The organism is Altererythrobacter chaiwopuensis, assembly GCF_054957755.1.
Genome location: NZ_JBTXJG010000001.1, coordinates 745,536 through 763,079 on the forward strand (window position 1 = coordinate 745,536; position 17,544 = coordinate 763,079).

Annotated in this window: 18 protein-coding genes; 11 read left to right on the forward strand and 7 right to left on the reverse strand. The window is 61.3% G+C overall.

The window, feature by feature from the left end:
* Positions 1 to 61: 61 nt before the first annotated feature.
* Positions 62 to 850 (reverse strand): PIG-L family deacetylase, encoded by a 789-nt coding sequence (locus ACX2DJ_RS03680; RefSeq protein ID WP_462571059.1) that lies wholly within the window; start codon positions 848 to 850, stop codon positions 62 to 64.
* An 81-nt stretch (positions 851 to 931) separates the two neighbouring features.
* Between ACX2DJ_RS03680 and ACX2DJ_RS03685 the strand changes: the two genes are divergently transcribed.
* The 4 genes from ACX2DJ_RS03685 (at position 932) to ACX2DJ_RS03700 (ending at position 6,993) form a co-directional block, all read left to right on the forward strand.
* The gene (locus ACX2DJ_RS03685) at positions 932 to 2,476 is read left to right on the forward strand and encodes a class I adenylate-forming enzyme family protein (RefSeq protein WP_462571060.1); all 1,545 of its coding nucleotides are present in this window, start codon (positions 932 to 934) and stop codon (positions 2,474 to 2,476) included.
* A gap of 138 nt (positions 2,477 to 2,614) precedes the next feature.
* On the forward strand, positions 2,615 to 3,490 hold the full coding sequence (locus ACX2DJ_RS03690; protein ID WP_462571061.1) for a hypothetical protein: 876 nt from the start codon (positions 2,615 to 2,617) through the stop codon (positions 3,488 to 3,490).
* A gap of 784 nt (positions 3,491 to 4,274) precedes the next feature.
* Entirely contained in the window at positions 4,275 to 5,849 is a 1,575-nt protein-coding gene (gene guaA / locus ACX2DJ_RS03695; protein WP_462571062.1) for a glutamine-hydrolyzing GMP synthase, read from the forward strand.
* Between the two features lie 169 nt (positions 5,850 to 6,018).
* The gene (locus tag ACX2DJ_RS03700; RefSeq protein ID WP_462571063.1) at positions 6,019 to 6,993 is read left to right on the forward strand and encodes an NAD(P)H-dependent flavin oxidoreductase; all 975 of its coding nucleotides are present in this window, start codon (positions 6,019 to 6,021) and stop codon (positions 6,991 to 6,993) included.
* A gap of 57 nt (positions 6,994 to 7,050) precedes the next feature.
* Here the strand turns inward: ACX2DJ_RS03700 and ACX2DJ_RS03705 are convergent, their stop codons facing one another.
* Positions 7,051 to 7,506 (reverse strand): hypothetical protein, encoded by a 456-nt coding sequence (locus ACX2DJ_RS03705; RefSeq protein ID WP_462571064.1) that lies wholly within the window; start codon positions 7,504 to 7,506, stop codon positions 7,051 to 7,053.
* A 93-nt stretch (positions 7,507 to 7,599) separates the two neighbouring features.
* The gene (locus tag ACX2DJ_RS03710) at positions 7,600 to 7,854 is read right to left on the reverse strand and encodes a zinc-finger domain-containing protein (RefSeq protein ID WP_462571065.1); all 255 of its coding nucleotides are present in this window, start codon (positions 7,852 to 7,854) and stop codon (positions 7,600 to 7,602) included.
* An 88-nt stretch (positions 7,855 to 7,942) separates the two neighbouring features.
* Here ACX2DJ_RS03710 and ACX2DJ_RS03715 point away from each other — a divergent pair, with 88 nt between their 5' ends.
* From ACX2DJ_RS03715 to nadB, 3 genes are all read left to right on the forward strand, one after another.
* On the forward strand, positions 7,943 to 8,872 hold the full coding sequence (locus ACX2DJ_RS03715) for an ABC transporter ATP-binding protein (protein ID WP_462571066.1): 930 nt from the start codon (positions 7,943 to 7,945) through the stop codon (positions 8,870 to 8,872).
* A gap of 88 nt (positions 8,873 to 8,960) precedes the next feature.
* The gene (locus ACX2DJ_RS03720; RefSeq protein WP_462571067.1) at positions 8,961 to 9,941 is read left to right on the forward strand and encodes an MBL fold metallo-hydrolase; all 981 of its coding nucleotides are present in this window, start codon (positions 8,961 to 8,963) and stop codon (positions 9,939 to 9,941) included.
* Between the two features lie 39 nt (positions 9,942 to 9,980).
* Complete coding sequence (gene nadB / locus ACX2DJ_RS03725; protein ID WP_462571068.1) at positions 9,981 to 11,567, forward strand: L-aspartate oxidase; 1,587 nt, start codon at positions 9,981 to 9,983, stop codon at positions 11,565 to 11,567.
* Between the two features lie 27 nt (positions 11,568 to 11,594).
* Here nadB and ACX2DJ_RS03730 read toward each other — a convergent pair whose 3' ends face one another.
* Both ACX2DJ_RS03730 and ACX2DJ_RS03735 read right to left on the reverse strand, forming a co-directional pair.
* Positions 11,595 to 11,981 carry a DUF6768 family protein gene (locus ACX2DJ_RS03730; protein WP_462571069.1) on the reverse strand — a complete coding sequence of 129 codons (387 nt, stop codon included), beginning with the start codon at positions 11,979 to 11,981 and terminating at the stop codon, positions 11,595 to 11,597.
* On the reverse strand, positions 11,978 to 12,526 hold the full coding sequence (locus ACX2DJ_RS03735) for an RNA polymerase sigma factor (RefSeq protein WP_462571070.1): 549 nt from the start codon (positions 12,524 to 12,526) through the stop codon (positions 11,978 to 11,980). Before ACX2DJ_RS03735 ends, ACX2DJ_RS03730 begins: the two co-directional genes overlap by 4 nt.
* A gap of 136 nt (positions 12,527 to 12,662) precedes the next feature.
* Here ACX2DJ_RS03735 and ACX2DJ_RS03740 point away from each other — a divergent pair, with 136 nt between their 5' ends.
* The gene (locus ACX2DJ_RS03740; protein WP_462571071.1) at positions 12,663 to 13,550 is read left to right on the forward strand and encodes an alpha/beta fold hydrolase; all 888 of its coding nucleotides are present in this window, start codon (positions 12,663 to 12,665) and stop codon (positions 13,548 to 13,550) included.
* A 24-nt stretch (positions 13,551 to 13,574) separates the two neighbouring features.
* On the opposite strand, the gene nrtS is transcribed toward ACX2DJ_RS03740, so the two are convergent.
* Positions 13,575 to 13,742, reverse strand: a complete 168-nt coding sequence (nrtS, locus tag ACX2DJ_RS03745; RefSeq protein ID WP_462571072.1) for a nitrate/nitrite transporter NrtS — start codon at positions 13,740 to 13,742, stop codon at positions 13,575 to 13,577.
* 574 nt (positions 13,743 to 14,316) lie between these two features.
* Here nrtS and ACX2DJ_RS03750 point away from each other — a divergent pair.
* Positions 14,317 to 16,365, forward strand: coding sequence for a ribonucleoside-diphosphate reductase subunit alpha (locus ACX2DJ_RS03750; protein ID WP_462572541.1), 2,049 nt, complete (start codon positions 14,317 to 14,319; stop codon positions 16,363 to 16,365).
* A gap of 7 nt (positions 16,366 to 16,372) precedes the next feature.
* A complete protein-coding gene (locus ACX2DJ_RS03755; RefSeq protein ID WP_462571073.1) occupies positions 16,373 to 16,642 on the forward strand; it encodes a hypothetical protein in 270 nt (89 codons plus the stop codon).
* A 159-nt stretch (positions 16,643 to 16,801) separates the two neighbouring features.
* On the opposite strand, the gene ACX2DJ_RS03760 is transcribed toward ACX2DJ_RS03755, so the two are convergent.
* Positions 16,802 to 17,044: a DUF2171 domain-containing protein gene (locus tag ACX2DJ_RS03760; RefSeq protein WP_462571074.1), complete on the reverse strand. Its 243-nt coding sequence runs from the start codon at positions 17,042 to 17,044 to the stop codon at positions 16,802 to 16,804.
* Between the two features lie 195 nt (positions 17,045 to 17,239).
* Here ACX2DJ_RS03760 and ACX2DJ_RS03765 point away from each other — a divergent pair, with 195 nt between their 5' ends.
* Complete coding sequence (locus ACX2DJ_RS03765; RefSeq protein WP_462571075.1) at positions 17,240 to 17,530, forward strand: hypothetical protein; 291 nt, start codon at positions 17,240 to 17,242, stop codon at positions 17,528 to 17,530.
* Positions 17,531 to 17,544: the final 14 nt, after the last annotated feature.

Consider the following 17,544-nt stretch of genomic DNA (forward strand, 5'->3'; position numbering starts at 1 on the left):
GGGTAATTCCCAAGCTTTTCCCCCCTTCAGACGGCGGTTTTCCACGATGTGTAGCCGCCCGCTAGAAACCCGCGCGCAAATGCACCGATCCTTGCCAGATAGTCTGGTCGAACAGTGCCATCATTCCTGCCCTTGTCGGCGCATCGAATTGAGTCTCGTGGCAGGCGGTGGCCCGCGCCGCCGCGGCCAGGTCGCCGGCATTGTAGCCATAGGCCAGCGTCAGCAACTCAGGATCGGTTTCGGCCCAGTCCTGCATCTCGGGGACAGGGGGCAGGGTTCCCTTGCGGATGCCGGGATAGAGCAGTTCGGGACGGTCTTCTTCCATTGACTGGACCAGCTGGGTGGTGATCGCGCTGACCATGCGATGGTCCGAATGGCCATATCCGCCATCCGGACCCCATGTTATTACCCGGTCATAATCACCCTCTTGCAGGATCGCATCCAGTCCGGCTGCAAGTCTGCGCGCGGCACTGCCCGGCCTGCTGGCCCCCTCTCCCAGTGTCCCGTCGCCCAGCCGCAGGAATATTGTCTGGTGAACCCCCAATGCATCGGTGGAACATCGCGCTTCGGCTTCGCGCGCGGCGGCGAGGTCGGCGCCGGCCTCGAACTCCGAAACGCCCGGGCCTACATCGCCGCTGGTGGCGTAGACCACGCTTACCGCCGCGCCTTCGCGTGCCATTGCGGCCAGCATGGGGGCCACGAACACTTCGTCATCGGGGTGCGCGAAAACCGCCAGGATGCGCGGTGCAGCGGCCGCGCTTTGGGCATGAGCGGCCGGAATTGCCGCAAGCGCCGCAAGCGCCGCAAGCGCCAACGTACCCGCTAGTATCCGATTGCAGGGTCTGCTCATCCCGATTCTCCTTGGCATTGGATTGCCAGACTGCAAAGTCGCACGCACTAAAGCAATGCGAAACAGGGAGAGAAGCACGCGATGCTGGAAACACTTCAGTCCGAGTTCGGCAATTTTCCGGATATCATCGCAAATTGGGCACAGCGTCAGCCCGGCAAGGTTGCGCTGCGCGATGGCGAACGTGAATTGACCTGGGGCGAGCTTGGTGATCGGGTCGAGCGGATCGCCGCAAGACTGGTCGAGACAGGCCTCGAACGCGGACAATCGGTCGCGATCCTGGGCACGAGCTGCATCAATTATGCGCTGGTGTTCCTCGCCGCAGTGCGTGCGGGCGGGGTGGCTGCGCCGCTTACCACCAGCGCCTCGAAGGAGCAGCTGATCGGCATGGCGGGTGACAGCGGGGCGCGGCACCTGTTCATCGATGCGGCGAAAAGCGCCGAGCTGGGCGCGGATTTCATGCCCGGGCTCGATCATATCGCGCTTGAGCAGATCGAGAGCTGGATGGCGCCCGCTGGAACCCTTGCCCCGGCTTTCACGCCTGGGCCGAAAGATCCGTTCAACATCATCTATTCCAGCGGCACCACCGGCATCCCCAAGGGCATCGTCCATTCGCACCTGATGCGCTGGCGGCAATTTGCCAGCACCGCTTCAAGCTATCTCGAGGCGGGCATTCCGGTGCGCTCGCTCGCCTCGACCCCGCTCTATTCGAACACCACCATGGTTGCCTTCCTGCCCCCGCTGCTGGCGGGCGGCACGGTCAACATCATGGGCAAGTTCAATACTATGGACTGGCTTAAGGTGGCGCAGGAGCACGAAGTGACCATCACCATGCTGGTGCCGGTGCAATACCAGCGGCTGATGGCCGAACCGCGCTTCGACGAATTCGACCTCTCTTCGCTGCTGCTGAAATATTGCACCTCGGCGCCCTTCTCCGCCGAGCTCAAGGCCGAGGTGCTGCGGCGCATGCCGGGCGGGCTGATCGAGATTTACTCGATGACCGAAGGCGGCGTGGTGTGCCTGCTGGCATGCCACGAATTCCCCGACAAGCTGCACACGGTGGGCCGGCCCACCCCGGGCAGCGAATTGAAAGTGCTCGACGATGAAGACAGGCGTGTGCCGCCGGGCACACCGGGCAACCTCATCGGGCGTTCGCAGACGATGATGAGCGGCTACAAGAACCAGCCCGATAAAACCCGCGAGGGTTACTGGACCGATCCTGAAACCGGCGAAGTGTGGCAGCGCATGGGAGATATCGGCCGGGTTGACGAGGATGGATTCGTCGAGCTGGTCGGCCGCGCCAAGGACATGATCATTTCGGGCGGTTTCAATATCTACCCGAGCGATCTCGAGGCCGAGCTGGAAAAGGATCCGCGCGTGGCCGAGGCTGCGGTGATCGGCATTCCCTCCGAGCGCTGGGGCGAGACGCCTTATGGTTTTGTCAGGCTAACTGTGGGGGTCGCGGAGAGCGAGGTCGATGATATCCTCGGCACGGTCAATGCGCGGCTGGGCAAGACCCAGCGGCTCTCTGCGCTCGAAGCGATCGCGGAAATGCCGCGCAGCCATATCGGCAAATTGCTCAAGACCGAGCTGCGCGAACGCGCCACTGCGAGCGCGGCAATCAACTGACAGGCAGGGCACCAGCCCGCTCCATCCATTGGTCAAGGGTTAACCTGTTCGCGCTAACAGGTTGACGGGGCGCGGATATTTTTTACCGTGCTGCCTGGGAATTCAGGGATGAAGGAATTTACAGGACAGGAGTTGCAGATGAGGGTGCATTCGATACTCGCCGTTTCGTGCGCGGCATTGGCGTTGAGTTCATGCGGACCATCGTTTGACGGACCACAGACTGACGACATTGATCAGTTCCTCGAAATGGAACTGCCCGAAGGCATAGATGCTCAAGATATCGAGATCCAGGCGGCGCAGAATGTCGGTGACGAAATCGAGCCGGTCTTTCGCACCAGGAGCAAGCTGAGCCTTGTCCTCGAAGAAGACTATGCAGAGCGGGTCGACACAATCGATGATCGACCTGTGATCAAGATCACCAAGAATAAGGGAACTGAACTTCCTGCCGTACTCTTTACCCGCAGCGAACCGATCGGCGATGATGACTGGAAAATCGAAAACGAACGGTTGGAATGGAAACTGGTCAAGGGCTCCCCGGTAAGCCTTTATGATGACCCGATCCTCGAAGGCTCGGAGGAAGAGAAGACAGCTCGCGAGGCTGCCAAGAACAAGGCGGCCGAGGAAGAACGTGAGCAGAAGGCCAAATTCGCTGCCGCGCAAAAAGCCTTCGTCGGCAATTGGAAAGCCAGCCAGCCGCTGATGAACTACGGCTCGGTATACTCCCGCGGTGGAACCCAGATCGGGATCAGCTTCGACCTTGGCCCCAATTCCGATGGCTTCGGCAAGGGCACTGGGCGCGTTTATGACTTCAACAAGCCATCGGTCCGGGCGCAGAGCGACGTGACATATACTGTGAATGAAAATGGCAGCCTGGCGACGGTGACATTCCTGTCGCGCGCGCGGAACGATGACCTGCCATGGTACATTACCGAAGGCACCAACTTCAGCTTGAATTCCGAAGGGAATGTCTCGATTGGCGGCAGTCGTCGCTGGACCATCAAGATGTCGAAATAGGCAGTACAATTGGGCCAAGTGGCCCGAGGGCCTGATCGCATTATCAGATGCGGTGAAGTGGTGAGGCGCGGCTCCCGCCCGGACGGGGGGGGCTGTGTCACGGTGTGCGGTAGCCGCGCCTCGCTGGCCTGAGGGGAGGGAGATTCTCAGGCATCAGCTATATCTTCGATCATTCCGCACCGGTGCCGATCACTGCGATCTGGCGAGCGTTCAGATCTTTACTTTACTGCCTGAAAGTGGCCCGTTTCGCTTTCACCGGCCACTGCAAGGCATCTGTTAACTGGTTCGCGATCAACCTCATTTTGGTTACAGGTGAATTTGGCTGAAGGCAGATTGCGCGCAGCCGGGTGCGCCGCTGCGGCAAGCTATTGCGAGAGAGGCGCGTCCGCCTGTTGGTTGGGGGGAGGACTGGCGGTGATCGCGCCTCGCTCGCTTCGCTGGTCGCCCGGGTCCGGCCTATGCGGCACGGACCCGTCGGCGTTCCTTGGGAGAGGTTGGAACGCCAGCGACCGGCTGTCAGGACGCGGCTATCCGGGGGGAAGGAGGCCGATTGTCCTGACGCGCTGCAGATAAAGGGGGGAGGATTTCCCTATTTGCAGCGGAGACAGCGAAATAATATTTCGTACGATTGAACACAAATGAGAAAACCACGTAACATGTTGCAAAAAACGCAACTCTGTAACTGTAACATTCGTGGGTGTTGCAGCTCCCGCAGGGCCGCCGCTTCGTGCATAGCACACGCCGCATGCTGGACAGCCACGCTACGCATCCTTAACGGGCGGCCATGGACCCTACGCATCTCCCCGATTCCATCCTGATCGTCGATTTCGGCAGCCAGGTAACCCAGCTGATCGCGCGCCGCGTGCGCGAGGCGGGAGTCTATTCCGAGATCGCTCCCTTCTCCGCGGCGGAAGAGGCATTCCACCGGATGAAGCCCAGGGGCATCATCCTGTCGGGCAGTCCGGCAAGCGTATGCGACGAAGGCAGCCCGCGCGCGCCGCAGGTGCTGTTTGACTCCGGCTTGCCGATCCTGGGCATCTGCTACGGCCAGCAGGTGATGAGCCAGCAGCTTGGCGGCGAGGTCCGCCCCGGGCACGAGACAGGGGAGGGCGGCGAATTTGGCCGTGCCTTCCTCACCGTGACCAAATCATGCGCGCTGTTCGACGGTTTGTGGAGCGAAGGCGAGCGCCACCAGGTGTGGATGAGCCACGGCGACAAGGTGACGCGATTCGCCCCCGGCTTCGAGATCGTCGCCACCAGCGACGGTGCACCCTTCGCGGTCATCGCGGATGAGGCGCGCCGCTATTACGGCACGCAGTTCCACCCCGAGGTGGTCCACACCCCCGATGGGGCCAGGCTGATCGCCAATTTCGTGCATAGGGTGTGCGGGCTGGCGGGCGACTGGACGATGGCCGCCTATCGCGAAACCAAGGTGGCCGAGATCCGCGAACAGGTAGGTGCCGGCAAGGTTATTTGCGGCCTGTCAGGCGGGGTCGACAGCTCGGTTGCAGCAATCCTGATCCACGAGGCAGTGGGCGATCAGTTGACCTGCGTATTCGTCGATCATGGCCTGCTGCGCCTCAATGAGCGCGAACAGGTCGAAAGCCTGTTCCGCGATCATTACAACATCCCGCTGGTGGTGGTGGATGCGGAAGAGCGTTTCATGGCGGGGCTTGCGGGCGTCACCGACCCGGAAAAGAAACGCAAGTTCATCGGCGCCGAATTCATCGCCGTGTTCGAGGAAGAGGCGAACAAGCTGGGCGGGGCGGATTTCCTGGCGCAGGGCACGCTTTATCCCGATGTGATCGAAAGCGTCAGCTTTACCGGCGGGCCGTCGGTCACGATCAAGAGCCATCACAATGTCGGCGGCCTGCCCGAGCGGATGAACATGAAACTGGTCGAGCCCTTGCGCGAATTGTTCAAGGACGAGGTGCGCGAATTGGGCCGCGAACTGGGCCTGAACGAGCAGTTCGTCGGCCGCCACCCCTTCCCCGGGCCGGGCCTTGCCATCCGCATTCCTGGCGAAGTCACGCAAGAGCGCTGCGACATCCTGCGCAAGGCCGATGCGATCTATCTCGATGAAATCCGCAAGGCCGGGCTTTACGATGCGATCTGGCAGGCCTTCGCCGTGCTGCTGCCGGTCAAGACGGTGGGCGTGATGGGCGATTACCGCACCTATGACAGCGTGTGTGCCTTGCGCGCGGTGACCAGCACTGACGGCATGACCGCCGATGTCTATCCTTTCGACGCGGCGTTCCTCACCGGGTGCGCCACCCGTATCGTCAACGAGGTGCAGGGCATCAACCGCGTGGTCTATGACTATACCAGCAAGCCGCCGGGCACGATCGAGTGGGAGTGAGTGAGGCGGCGCAGATCATGCGCTGCACTCCCGCTCCGGACTGCGAGGACAGGACACAGCGCGGCACCTGACGCTACGGCATCAGCACCTAACCAAAACGGAGCTTGCGCGGCGGCGCGCGATCCGCAATCCCTGTATGAAACTAGCCAGCGCAGGGGAGATTCCAGCCATGAAAACCGCCATCACCGAAATGTTCGGCATCAAGCACCCGATCATCCAGGGGGGCATGCATTTCGTCGGCTTTGCCGAGCTGGCGGCTGCGGTCAGCAACGCGGGCGGGCTGGGCATCATCACCGGGCTGACCCAGGGCACGCCCGAAAAGCTCGCCAATGAAATCGCGAAGTGCCGCGACATGACCGACAAGCCGTTCGGCGTGAACCTCACCTTCCTGCCCAGCCTCACCCCGCCCGACTATCCCGGCCTGGTCAAGGCGATCATCGACGGGGGCGTGAAAGTGGTCGAGACGGCCGGGCGCAACCCGGTGCAGGTCATGCCCGCGCTGAAGGATGCCGGGATCAAGGTGATCCACAAATGCACCAGTGTGCGCCATTCGCTGAAGGCGCAGGAGATCGGCTGCGATGCGGTTTCTGTCGACGGGTTCGAATGCGGCGGCCATCCGGGCGAGGATGACATTCCCAACTTCATCCTGCTGCCGCGCGCGGCGGACGAGCTGGAAATCCCCTTCGTCTCATCGGGCGGCATGGCCGACGGGCGCAGCCTGATCGCCAGCCTGGCGATGGGCGCGGAAGGCATGAACATGGGCACGCGCTTCATCGCCACCAAGGAAGCGCCGGTGCATGAGAATGTGAAGCAGGCGATTGTCGCCGCGAGCGAACTCGACACAAGGTTGGTGATGCGCCCGCTGCGCAATACTGAGCGGGTGATGACGAACGATGCCGTCGAGCAATTGCTGCGGACCGAAAAGGAGAAGGGCGACGACCTGAAGTTCGAGGATATCATCGAACAGGTCGCGGGCGTCTATCCGCGGATCATGATGGAAGGCGACATGGACGCGGGCGCGTGGAGCTGCGGCATGGTGGCGGGCCTGATCCATGACATCCCCACCTGCCAGGAACTGATCGACCGGATCATGAGCGAGGCCGATGCCATCATCGCCCGGTTGAACCGGCTGCAGGCCGGGTGACCTGTCGGCAGCCCTGACCTGCCGTGATCAGGGCTGTCATTCGGTCAGGTCTGGAGTCTAGCCTTCACCGGGTCCAGCGTCATCGGCCCTGGTGTAGGGGATGAAATCGTCGAAGAACACGGCGCCGCTGAAGAAGCCGCTGGTTCGATCGACGGTGGTCACATTATCAAGCCGGCACAATTGCGAGCCGGTGAATGTCTTGAGGACCAGGATATCGTCATCATCGATATCCTCAGGGTTTTTGGTTCGCTGCACGTAAATCGTGTTGCCCCGGCCATAGACATAGGCGGTATCATCGATCACGCGCAGGCTCTGGTTGGGATAGTTGCTGATACAGCTCACAGGCTCGCCTGCCACGCGGCCTTCGAGCAGCTTGGCAAGCTCCTTTTCGCCCTTGGTCGATTCCTGCTGGTCTGCAGAATCCTGCTCAGGCTCGTCACTTGCGAATACGGGGGCGGCCAGCACACCGGAAAATGCTGCGGCGATCAGGGCGGGGCGAAAAAATCGGGTCATTGCTGGACTCCTCTCAAGGTATTTTCCTTGAAGCCAATATAACGCGCGATGCTGAACCGGCGATGAGTAAGGGATACGCTCAAAAAGCCAGGCTTATTGCGGGCTTGCGCCTTCGGAAATGTCGGGCAAATGCGCATGGTCCGCGCCATCGGCAGGGCCGCCCTTCAATACAAAACGCCGGTCGCAATATCCGCAATCGACATAGCCATGCTCGTCGATTTCGAGATAGATCCTGGGGTGGCCAAGCGCAGCAGGGCGATAATTCTCGCCCCCGCGAATAGCGCTGGCACCATCGCAACTGACGCGCGCTGTCTCGACTGTGATAACTTCGGGCGGTGCAATGCTCATGGGCTTGCCGATAATCGGATCGCTGCGGATTCGCAACTGGTGACGAAGGGCTTTGCAGTGCACAGGGATTGGCATTAGTGCGGCGTCCATGAGCACACCGCCCGCCATCTCGATCCGCGACCTCAGAAAAACCTACGCCGGGGTGAAAGGCGAACCGGGCAAGGAAGCGCTCAAGGGCGTAAGCTTCGATGTGCCGCAGGGCGAGATTTTCGGCCTGCTTGGCCCCAATGGGGCGGGCAAATCAACCCTGATCAATATCCTTGCCGGGATGGTGATGAAGAGCGGCGGCAGCGCGGAAATCTGGGGCTTCGATATCGACGAGCACCGCCGAAACGCCAGCCGCTCAATCGGGATCGTACCGCAGGAAATCGTGTTCGATCCCTTCTTCACCCCGTTTGAAGTGCTGGAAAACCAGGGCGGCTTTTACGGCATTGCCAAGCATCTGCGGCGCAGCGAGGAACTGCTCGAAGCGGTGCGTTTGACAGACAAGCGCGATGCCTATGCCCGCACGCTGTCAGGCGGGATGAAGCGGCGCCTGCTGGTGGCCAAGGCGATGGTCCATTCGCCGCCGATCCTGGTGCTTGACGAGCCGACGGCCGGGGTCGATGTCGAACTGCGCAAGCAGCTGTGGGAACTGGTTACGCAGCTCAATGATGATGGCGTCACTATCGTGCTGACCACGCATTATCTGGAAGAAGCCGAGCAGTTGTGTGACCAGATCGCGATCATCAACCATGGCGAGCTGATTGCGAAAAAGCCGACTCGCGAACTCATCAACATGGCTCGCGAGAAGATCGTGCGCGTGACCGTTGACCGGGATCTGGCGGGGCCAGTGGTGGAAGAAGGCTTCCACAAGGTCGAATTGATCGAGCCGCGCGTGCTGGAGATTACTTATGACCGCGACCAGGCCAACGCCGGGCAAGTGCTCGCCAAGGTCCAGTCGCATGGCTATACAATCGAGGATGTGACAACGCGCGAGCCCGACCTCGAAGACGTGTTCGTGCAACTGACGGCATAGCCTGGGCTGGCGGGTAAGGCCTGCCGTGCTGTAACTCGCCTGCGGTTTGTTGCGGACCAGTGGATGAAGCTTTCAAGGGGAATCCATCATGCTCCATCGTGCGCCATCGCTTGTTGCCGCCGCCATGCTCGCCGCAATCGCGGCGGCGTGTTCGGCAGCTGAAAGCGGGCCGGGCCCGGTTGAAACCGTTGATCCGGCAGAACAGGCCGCCAGCTGCCCGGCAAGCGGCCCCGCATTGCAGGTGCTGGGTTCGGGCGGTCCGATCGCCGAATCCGGCCGCGCCGGAACTTCCTATCTGCTGTGGATCGATGGCACGGCTCGCTTGCTGATCGACAGCGGGTCGGGCGCGTTCCTGCGTTTTGCCGAGGCTGGCGGGGATTTCACCACGCTTGATGCGGTGCTGTTGACGCATCTGCACGCCGATCATGTCGGCGATCTCGCTGGCATTCTCAAATATGGCGGCTTTACCTCGCGCACCCGCGCATTGCCGGTAATTGGCCCTGACGCAGCCCCGCGCTTTCCCGCAACCGGTGAATTTCTGGAACGCCTGGTGAGCAAGGATGGCGGCGCATTTGCCTATCTTGGAGGTTACCTTGATGGTAGCGAGGACAAGGTAGTGCTGGAACCGCGTGAGATCGCGACCGACATGGGCAAGGGGGAGCCGGTTACAATCGAGCTGGCAGACGATCTGGTCATTCGGGCGATCCCGGTGCACCACGGGGTGGTGCCCGCGCTTGGCTTTGCAATCAGGGTTGACGGCAAAACGATAGTGATCACCGGCGATCAGAGCGCGAACAGCACTGTGTTCGAACAGAGGCTGGCAGGCAGCCGCCCCGAAATTCTGATCGCGCATCATGTGATCAATGGCCAGCCGGGCCAGCCGCGAGGCTTGCATCGCACGCCAGCACAGATCGGCGAGCTGGCGGCGGGCCTGCAGCCCGGCCAAGTGATACTGACCCACAATATGAACCGCGCGCTTGAGCGGATTGACGAGAGTCGCGCCGCGATTGGCGCGAACTATTCCGGTGTGGTGACTGTCGCAGATGATCTTGACTGCTTTGCCTTTTAAGCAGTTGCCCAAGCCGGTTAGCGCCGCCATGACACGTCCATGACGGAACAAGCGCATGATGTCCTGATAATCGGTTCCGGTGCCGCCGGGCTTACTGCCGCGCTCGAACTGGCGCAGGTGAAAAAGGTGCTGGTGCTGGCCAAGGGCTCGCTCACCGGTGGCAGCACCGCCTGGGCACAGGGCGGCATCGCCGCAGTGCTGGATACGGGCGACACATTCGAGAACCATATCCGTGACACCATGGTGGCGGGTGCGGGGCTAAACCGGCGTGAAACTGTGGAGTTCGTGATCGAGAACGCACCGCGATCGATCGCCCGACTGGTGGATCTGGGCGTGCCCTTCAACACCGAGGGCGAGAATCTGCACCTCACCCGCGAGGGTGGGCATAGCCATCGCCGTATCGTCCATGTCGCCGATGCCACCGGCTGGGCGGTGCAGGACGCCTTGCTCAGGGCGGCACAGGCCAATCCCAACATCACGCTGCTGCCGGGCCGCAGTTGCATCGACCTGATCACCGGCAGGCACGGCGAGCGCTTTTCGGGCGATGGCAGGGTGTGGGGCGCCTATGCGCTCGACGAAGCGACCGGCAAGGTCGAACGGCATGTGGCGCGCGCTACCGTGCTGGCGGCGGGCGGCGCGGGCCGCGTCTACCAGTTCTCCACCGCCCCGCGCGGCGCGACCGGTGACGGGATCGCCATGGCCTGGCGCGCGGGCTGCCGCGTCTCCAACATGGAAATGATGCAGTTCCATCCCACTTGCCTGTACAATCTCGAGGTCAAGAATTTCCTCATCACCGAGGCGGTGCGTGGCGAGGGCGGGCATTTGCTCCACCCTGAAACCGGGCACCGGTTCATGGCCGATTACGACCCGGAACGGATGGAACTGGCCCCGCGCGATGTGGTGGCGCGCGCGATCGACGACCAGATCAAGCGTTATGGCCTCGATTATGTCCATCTCGACATTTCGCACCAGCCGCCCGAATTCGTGCGCGCGCATTTCCCGACCATTCACGAGAAGCTGATCGGCCTCGGTATCGACATGACCACAGGGCCGATCCCCGTGGTCCCGGCGCAGCATTACACCTGCGGCGGGGTGTTGGTGGGGCTTGACGCGCGCACCGATTTGCCGGGCCTGTGGGCAGCCGGCGAATGCACCGAAAGCGGGCTCCACGGCGCCAACCGGCTGGCTTCGAACAGCCTGCTCGAATGCTTCGTGTTCGGAGAGGCGGCGGCGAAAGACATCCTGGCCCGCTGGGACGAACTCGGCGCCCCGCCCCCGATCCGCGAGTGGGATGAAAGCCGCGTGACCGATTCCGACGAGGAAGTGGTGATCAAGCAGACCTGGACCGAGATTCGCCGTTTCATGTGGAACTATGTCGGGATCGTGCGCACCACCAAGCGGCTGGAACGCGCGGCGCACCGCATCGCCCTGCTGCGCAAGGAGGTGCATGATTATTACAGCGCCTTTCGCGTCACCACCGACCTCATCGAACTGCGAAACCTGATCGAAGCGGCCGACCTGATCGTCACTTCAGCGCTCCGCCGCCATGAAAGCCGGGGCTTGCACTATACGCTCGACTATCCCGAAACGGCGGAGGTAGCGCGCGATACCGTGCTGGTGCCTTGACCGTCAGGACACCAGCCATGCAGCGCCTCAGTCTTTCGCCTTCGCCCGCGCGATTTGCAGTTCGACCCGCTTCAGTTCGCGCAAAACGCGGTTGGTTTGCAGGCTGGGCCACAGCGCCAGCTTGAGCATGCCCGCCATGATCAGCAGCACTGCTGAAGGCATTCCCCAGCGCAGCGCCTCGAGCGTTTCGTTGGCCTGGAAGAATTGCACCGCGCAATAGACAGCAGCGATGAACATCACGGCCTGCCAGAACATCATCAGCCAGCTTACCCAGCCCAGCCTGCCGCCGAACAGGCCGTGGATCTGGCTGAGATAGCCCGGTTCCTCGCCGATCTGGCGCAGCAATTCGCGCTCCTCGGCATCGAGGGTCTCATCAATCATCGCATCAAGCGAATCATTCATTTTGGTGCTCATTGGTGTTCTCCTTCCAGTATCGCGCGCAATTTGCGGCGGGCATTCATCAGTCGTGTCTTGACCGTGCCGACCGGCACAGCGAGCGCGACCGCAACCTCGGCCACGCGCAATTCCTCGAAATGGTAGAGCGCAATCGCAGCACGCTCCCCTGCAGGTAACTGGCGGATCGCTGCCCGAAGCCTGCCAGGCTGCGATGGCTCCTCCGGTTCGATGCTCGCTTCGCGCGGTTCGCTGGCCCAGGCCCGCGCCAGCCTGCGGCGGGCCACGGCATGGCCGATCTCGCCTGCGCAAGCCCGCGAGGTGATCCGGTAAGCCCAGGCGGGGAATGCGCGCGGATCCTTCAGCCGGGCGATCCCCTTGACGATTGCTGCCCAGGCCAGCTGGACCGCATCCATCGCCAACTCGCGCTCACCAGTCAGGCGCAGCGCATGCGCGACGAGTTTCGGGTGCCAGCGCCGCGCCAGCTGACCAAACGCCTCGCGGCTGCCTGTCTGCGCGCTCGCAACCAGATATTCGTCAAGGAGGCGGGCGGTAGATTGCATCATGTCCTCGCTTCTGCCGTTCACCAGTATAGTGGGCGTGAAGGCCAACCCGGTTCATCGTGAGGGCAAAAATTTCCGCTTCGCCCTTGTCGCAAGCGCGCCAATATGGCCAAAGCAGCGAGTACCACAGGAGGAAAGCTTGCCAGAAATCACCGCCAACGGAATTACCATCCATTACGATACCCATGGCGATCCGTCGAACCCGCCAATATTGCTGGTGATGGGGCTGGGCGCGCAGATGACATTCTGGCCGACCGAATTGGTCGAGGCGCTGGCAGGCCGCGGCTTCCACGTGATCCGCTATGACAATCGCGACATCGGCCTGAGCCACAAGTTTCACGGCGAAAAAGTGCCCGGCATGATCTGGCATATGATCCGCAAGCGCTTCGGTTTTCCGCCCAAGGTTCCTTATTCGCTTAGCGATATGGCGGCAGACGGGATCGGCGTGCTCGATGCGCTGGGAATCGAGCGCGCGCATATTGTCGGCGCTTCGATGGGCGGGATGATCGCGCAATTGATGGCTATCGAGCATCCGCAACGCGTCCTCAGCCTCACCTCCATCTTTTCGACCACGGGCCATCACAAGCTTCCGCAGGCCGACAAGGCGGCGATAGAGGCGCTGACCAAGCGACCGGCATCAGAGGAGGAAGAGGTGCTGGTTGAACACGGCATGATGGTGGCGACTGCAATTGGCAGCCCGGGCTTCAGGCCAGACCCCAAGAACCTGCGTGAGCGGGTGACGGGATATGTTCGCCGTTCCGTTTATCCCGAGGGACTGTTCCGCCAAATGGCGGCGATCATCGATGATGGGGACCGGACCGAACGTTTGAAGTCCGTAAACGCGCCCGCGCTGGTTCTGCATGGCGAGGATGATCCCCTGGTCAAGGTGGAATGCGGCCATGCAACTGCGGCCGCAATTCCCGGCGCCAGAATCAAGACCATTCCCGGCTGGGGCCACGATCTGCCGGTGGAGCTGGTCGATCCGATTGCCAATGCGATTGCCGAACATGCGCAGGCGGCAGGCTAGGGTGAGGCAGCCAGGGCCCTGACCCTAGTAGTCGCGCATGGCCAGCGCAGAATAGGCACCATAGCTGGCGACCAGGAACGGCACGAGATAGGTCAGCGCAACTTTCCAGATCACCGGCTGCTGGCCGGCCATGATAAGATCGCCCTGGTTGATGGCCGTAAGCAGGGTGCCGATAATCAGTGCGACCTTCAACGAGCGCCGCAAGACGGGGCCGGTAAGGCATGTTTTCAAGGCAATGCGATTCATCTTGTTCACGCTTTCGAGGGCAGTCGCCGGATTCGAAAATTGCGTGCCCGGATTCGAAAGATTCACAAGTCCTGTAAACCCGTTTTGCCCGCAAAAATTTTTTCCCAGATTCATTTTGGGGCTTGCGCTGCACGCCAGCCAAGGATTTCCCATGCGTCGCGGCGTTGCAGCAAGGCAATACACCTTGCCTCCGGGTCGCTCAAACATGGTGAATCGGTATTTACCCTCTTGCGCCGGACTCGCCTCTGATTCAGTATCTAGTGGTACATGGCGCAGGGGCACCTACTAGACCTAGTCATTTTAGCCGCAGTTCCCATATCTGCGGATTAAGAGAGGATTCGGTCTTCCGCGGGGAAACGCGCAGGTTCTGTGGGCAAAAAGGGGAAAACTATTTCCCCCTTGGGCCCGCGAAATTGCTAGGTGGGAGCGATCCCGCCGATTCGAACACAAGCGGAACATCGCCATTCAAGGGGCGGGCGCCGCGAGAGAGTCAAACGGGCGAACGGAAGCGGGGCAAATGATGGATTTCAGGACTGGCGACGAGGCGACATTGGGGCTGGATCACGGCACGGAAGATACGAACGAAACGGAAGCCGGGGCAGCCGCAAAAAAGGGCCAGCCAGCCCGCGAAAAAGGTAAGGCCAAGGCAGTGGCAATGGAAACCGAAGACAAGGGCAGCGAAGAACTGGTTGCACAGAAGGCCGGCGAAGCCTTGGCCGGTGCGATGGCTGCCGCCGCCAAGTCTGCCGCACAGGTGGACAGCAAGAAGGTCAATGACCGCCGCTTCACCGTCATTACGGACGAAACGCGTGACGCCAATCTGACCGAATTCGGCAAGGAAACCCTGATTGACCGCTACCTGTTGCCGGGCGAGAATTTTCAGGACCTGTTCGCGCGTGTGGCCGATGCCTATGCCGATGATCAGGAACATGCCCAGCGGCTTTATGACTATATTTCGCGCCTGTGGTTCATGCCCGCCACCCCCGTTCTTTCCAATGGCGGCACCAATCGCGGCCTGCCGATCAGCTGTTACCTGAACTCGGTCGAGGACAGCCTTGAAGGCATTGTCGGCACATGGAACGAGAATGTCTGGCTTGCTTCCAAGGGCGGCGGCATCGGCACCTATTGGGGCAATGTGCGCGGCATTGGCGAGCCGGTGGGCCTGAACGGCAAGACCAGCGGCATCATCCCCTTCGTGCGGGTGATGGATTCGCTGACGCTGGCAATCTCGCAAGGTTCGCTGCGGCGCGGTTCGGCCGCCTGCTATATTGATATCGCGCACCCGGAGATCGAGGAATTCCTGGAGATCCGCAAGCCATCGGGGGATTTCAACCGCAAGGCGCTCAATCTGCATCACGGCGTGCTGCTGACCGATGAATTCATGGAAGCGGTGCGTTCGGGCAGCGAGTTCGATCTGAAATCGCCGCGCGATGGCAGCGTGCGCGGCAAGGTTGACGCGCGCAGCCTGTTCCAGAAACTGGTTGAAACCCGGCTGGCGACCGGTGAGCCCTATATCGTCTTTTCCGACACGGTGAACCGGATGATGCCCAAGCATCACCGCGAGCTGGGCCTCAAGGTCTCGACTTCGAACCTGTGCAGCGAAATCACCCTGCCCACCGGGATTGACCATCTTGGCAATGACCGCACGGCGGTGTGCTGCCTCAGCTCACTCAACCTTGAAAAGTGGGACGAGTGGTCGACCGAGAAGGATTTCATCGAGGACGTGATGCGCTTCCTCGACAATGTCCTGCAGGATTATATCGACCGTGCGCCGGATGAGATGTCGCGCGCCAAATATTCCGCCAGCCGCGAACGCAGCGTGGGCCTGGGCGTGATGGGCTTCCACTCCTTCCTGCAAATGAAGCAGATCGGCTTCGAAAGCCCGATGGCCAAGGTGTGGAACCTGAAAATGTTCAAGCACATCCAGGGCAAGGCATCCGAGGCCTCCATGCTGCTGGCGCATGAACGCGGCGCCTGCCCCGATGCCAAGGAAATGGGCGCGATGGAGCGCTTCAGCTGCAAGATGGCGATCGCGCCAACCGCGTCGATTTCGATCATCTGCGGCGGCACCAGCGCCTGCATCGAACCGATCCCGGCCAATATCTACACCCACAAGACATTGTCGGGCAGCTTCATCGTCAAGAACCCCTATCTGGAGAAAATCCTGCGCGAGAAAAGCAAGGATTCGACCCAGGTGTGGAACTCGATCCTGGAAAAGGGTGGCTCCGTCCAGCATCTCGATTTCCTCTCGGTAGAGGAAAAGGCGGTGTTCAAGACCAGCTTCGAAATCGACCAGCGCTGGCTGCTCGAATTCGCGGCCGATCGCACGCCCTACATCGATCAGGCGCAGTCGCTGAACCTGTTCATCCCGGCCGATGTCGACAAGTGGGACCTGATGATGCTGCACTTCCAGGCGTGGGAGAAGGGCATCAAGTCGCTCTATTACCTGCGCTCGAAATCGGTCCAGCGCGCGGGCTTTGCCGGCGGGGTGGAGGCGGACAACACCGCCGAGGCCGCAGTGTATCAATTGCCGACGACCGATTACGACGAGTGCCTGGCCTGCCAGTGAGGGGGCATTGAACAGCGCGGGGATCATCGGGATCGCTGCTTTGGGACTGATCGCGGTCGGCTGGAGCCTCTACGAATTCTTCGTCAGTGCCCAGCGATTTATTGCCCCGGACAATGCAGATCGCGATGTAATCAATCGGGATCTTGGCGAAGGCACGCCTGAAGCGCAGGCAGAACTGGAAAAACGCTTCGGTCCGGACAGCCATTGGTATGATTTGCGCACCGGACTTGTTGGACTGCTTGGCATGGTTGTATTGATCTGGATATGGCTGGGATGACCATTCGCCGGCTTGCCGTTGTGGCTTATTCCTCGCCCTCGCCGCACCGCTCTTTGCGCTCGCCCACGTAAAACCCCGGTCTCGCGCATATCGGGGGACAGGCGAAACCGGGGCAGCTGCCTGCGGCCTTGCGGCGCGGCAGACTTGGTCAGGTTGAAGCTAGAGGCCGACCGAGGCCTTGTTCCCTAGCCCGATTGGAATCTTCGCGTCTTCCTTCAGGTAAACGCGGTTCTCCTCAATCTTGTCGACATCCGCGAGCGGCAGCACGTGGTGCTTGCCGTCCATGCTGTCAGACTTGGTCAGCCGGATCATCTCATCCTTTACCTCGTCGACCGTGCCGACGTGGCGGCCCTTGGCGTCGCTGACTTCCATATGTTCCTTGATGCGTAGCTTCTCGAACATGTTTTTCCTCCTTTTTTGAGTTGGTTACATGTCATCAACGGGTGAGCGGGCGGATCGGTCCTCGTCTCACCCCGCCTCAGCCACGGCTCGTGGCGAAGGGCGGCAAATGCGCTGTTTTCGCACGACGATCGCAATCTCTTGTGCCTGCCCAAGGCAGCGAATAGGATCGGATCACACCGCCCTGGGAGCCGTGCCATGACCAGACCCGTTCGTATCCTGACTCTGTCGGCAGCCCTGCTGCTACTGTCTGCCTGCGCTTCGCAGCTCGACGCGGGCGTGGCCAGTGGGCCCGAAGTGCCCGGCTTCTGGTGGGGGCTGTGGCATGGGTTCGTGTTCCCCTTCGCCTGGATCGGTTCGCTGTTCGATTCAGGCATCGCGGTTTATGCCGTGCCCAACACCGGCGGCTGGTATGATTTCGGCTTCTTTCTCGGCATCACCGTGCTGGGAGGGGGCAGCTGGTTCAGCTCGAAACGGGCGAAACGATAGCGGCCCCAACCATT